Raw genomic sequence first — 2,562 nt, forward strand, 5'->3', positions numbered from 1 at the left:
CAGTTAATCTTGAAACAGTATGACCATTTGTTCTTTGTTTTGACATAAGACAAAGGTAAACATTTTTAGAAGCTAAAGCGAGATGCACTAAAGTGCATAGTTTTAACTATATTTGAGACCAATAAAACCATCTGTTTCATAAATAACAAGTTCACCTGCTTCATTTACTAATTTGTCTGCATCTACACCACTAAAACTTACCGTAAAATCTGTATTAATAATATCTTCATGATTCCCAAAATAATCTTTTAATTCTAAGATTGCATTTTGCTCAAAAACAGTGTTGGTAATACCAATGTTAAAATCGTCTATCTTGTCTTTAAACTCAGAACAACCAATTAAAAAACCTATAGATACAATTACTATAAGTGTTAAATATTTTATATTATTTTTCATTTTTATAATTTATAAGTTAATCTAAACTGTATTCTTGGAATAAACGTTAACGTTGAAAAAGCATCTTGTAAATTAGATAATTCATCTTGTGTTGGTGCAAATAATTTATCTGCTGTTAAGGTTACTTCTGGTGTTTTTGTAAAATAAGTTCCTATATCAATACCAAAACCCAATTTATTTTTAGGGATTGCGCGACCAAAACCAATACCTATAAAAGGTACTGCACCAGACCATTTAGAATTTATTACAACTTTACCAACATCTTGTTTGCTTACAGTTACGGCACCTAGTTGAATATCTTCTTTGTAAGTAATTAATCCATCAATGCTTACATCATTTAAAAAACCAACTCCAAATGCTAGCTTAAAAGAAGAGTTTTTAAACGGTAGGTATTCTGCACCTAAATCTATAATAGTACTCTTTGCCTTCCCCAGAAAATCTACATCATCATTGTCTAAAAATGAAGAAGCATCTAGTTCTTTATCCTTTATAGTAAGACTATGATAGGTGATAAAGGCATTTAATTTTGAATTAAATTTTCTAGCATAATTAAAGCCTAGTCCTGAAGTCCCGAAAGAAACCCCAATTGCATTCTTACGAGTAGAAATTTCACTTAAAGAAATTGAATCTTTACTACTTGTTTTGTTTGTTGTATTTAATACATCATTACTTGGTGTATTCTGTGATTGAATAGATAGTATTGTATAAAAAATGGCTATCAAAAAAAGATACTTTTTTCTCATTAATGGTTATTTTTAGTTAGTTTTTCTTAAAAAGAAAGAATCTGAAATCCGTACTAAGTAAGTTTACGAATCTTACTATATTCTATCTAAAAGAACAAAATTGAGGCTGAAAAAGTTCTACAACAAAAAAATGTGAAGTTTGACCGTTTTGTTGTGAAGTTTGAAGAATTTTAGAACAATACTGATAAATCAGTCTAAGAAAACGGGGTTCTATGTATCAATTTCTAAATACGAGAGCGTTTTCTTTTGTAAGATAGGTTTATTCCAAATTAAGAATTAATAGGAATCTCAACTATAGAATTGATAAATTATAAGATAGAAAGTGCTTTTTCAATAGCTGTTTTATATTTTAAAGAAAGTGGTATTTCTTTATTTTGTATAATAACAGCGGCTTTTTTCAACCCTTCTATTTTATTTATATTAACTAAATATCTTTGGTGACACTGATATAACAAATTACTAGGAAGTTCATTATTAAACGCTATTAATTTCTTTCTGATAACGTGTGTTTTTTCTTTTAGATTTATTTCTAAGTAATTACCCTCCGATTTTACAGAATAAATATCATTGATATTTATTCTAACTTTCATGTATTTATCTTTTATAAAGATAAAATCTTGAAAAACTTCTTTTGTTTCAGAAACAATCGGTTTTGTTTGATTTTCTAAAAAATTAGCTAAAGCAATATTAATGGTTGTTAATAATGTAGGTTCTTGATAGGGTTTCATTAAATATCCATTAGGATTGGTATCTAACAATTCTTTTAAAGTATTTTTATCTCCAAATGCCGTTAGGAATATAATAGGGATGTTTAAATGCTTTCGAACCTGTTGTGCTAACCAAATACCATTCTTCTCACCAGCTAAATTAATATCCAATAAAATTAAATCTGTAGGCATTTGCTGTAGCTCTTCCCAAGCAATTTCTGCTTTTGCTGCAGAACCCGAAATTTCATATTGATTTTCTAGCAACATTGTTTCTAGTGACATTCTAGAAAATGCTACATCTTCAACGATATAAACTTTTATTGCTGCTACCATCTATTTTATTTTAAAATTAAAAATATATGTTAATCCGTTGTTACTTTCTACTTGTATACTTGCATCTATTTCTTCTGCCAACATCTTTATTAATTTTAAGCCTAAGGAATTTGTTGATTTATCAATCTTGATTAAATCCATACCAACTCCATTGTCTTTATAGGTAAATTTATATTGATTTTTCTCGTTTTTTGATAAGTGAACAGTTACCTCACCTTTTTTTTGATTAAAAGCATGTTTTAACGAATTTATTATTAACTTGGATTCAATGTTCTAACGCAACAAAGCGTTTAGGTTTTTGATGTTACTAAGCTACAAATTTCAGCTCAATATCCATCATTTCTTTAGGTGTTTTATATCCAATAATTTTTCTTGGTCTATTG

Annotated in this window: 4 protein-coding genes; all 4 read right to left on the reverse strand. The window is 27.9% G+C overall.

From position 1 onward, the window contains the following. Positions 1 to 102 precede the first annotated feature (102 nt). The 4 genes from V3V28_RS03050 to V3V28_RS03065 all read right to left on the reverse strand — a co-directional run bounded on the left by V3V28_RS03050 (position 103) and on the right by V3V28_RS03065 (position 2,449). On the reverse strand, positions 103 to 396 hold the full coding sequence (locus V3V28_RS03050) for a hypothetical protein (protein WP_331363555.1): 294 nt from the start codon (positions 394 to 396) through the stop codon (positions 103 to 105). Positions 397 to 398: 2 nt separating this feature from the next. Next, positions 399 to 1,139: a hypothetical protein gene (locus V3V28_RS03055; RefSeq protein WP_331363556.1), complete on the reverse strand. Its 741-nt coding sequence runs from the start codon at positions 1,137 to 1,139 to the stop codon at positions 399 to 401. A 308-nt stretch (positions 1,140 to 1,447) separates the two neighbouring features. Continuing rightward, the gene (locus V3V28_RS03060) at positions 1,448 to 2,179 is read right to left on the reverse strand and encodes a LytR/AlgR family response regulator transcription factor (RefSeq protein ID WP_331363557.1); all 732 of its coding nucleotides are present in this window, start codon (positions 2,177 to 2,179) and stop codon (positions 1,448 to 1,450) included. After that, positions 2,180 to 2,449, reverse strand: a complete 270-nt coding sequence (locus V3V28_RS03065) for an ATP-binding protein (protein ID WP_331363558.1) — start codon at positions 2,447 to 2,449, stop codon at positions 2,180 to 2,182. It abuts the gene before it with no gap. Positions 2,450 to 2,562: the final 113 nt, after the last annotated feature.

Origin of the sequence: Polaribacter sp. (assembly GCF_036480315.1) — a bacterium.
Taxonomy (GTDB): Bacteria; Bacteroidota; Bacteroidia; order Flavobacteriales; family Flavobacteriaceae; genus Polaribacter.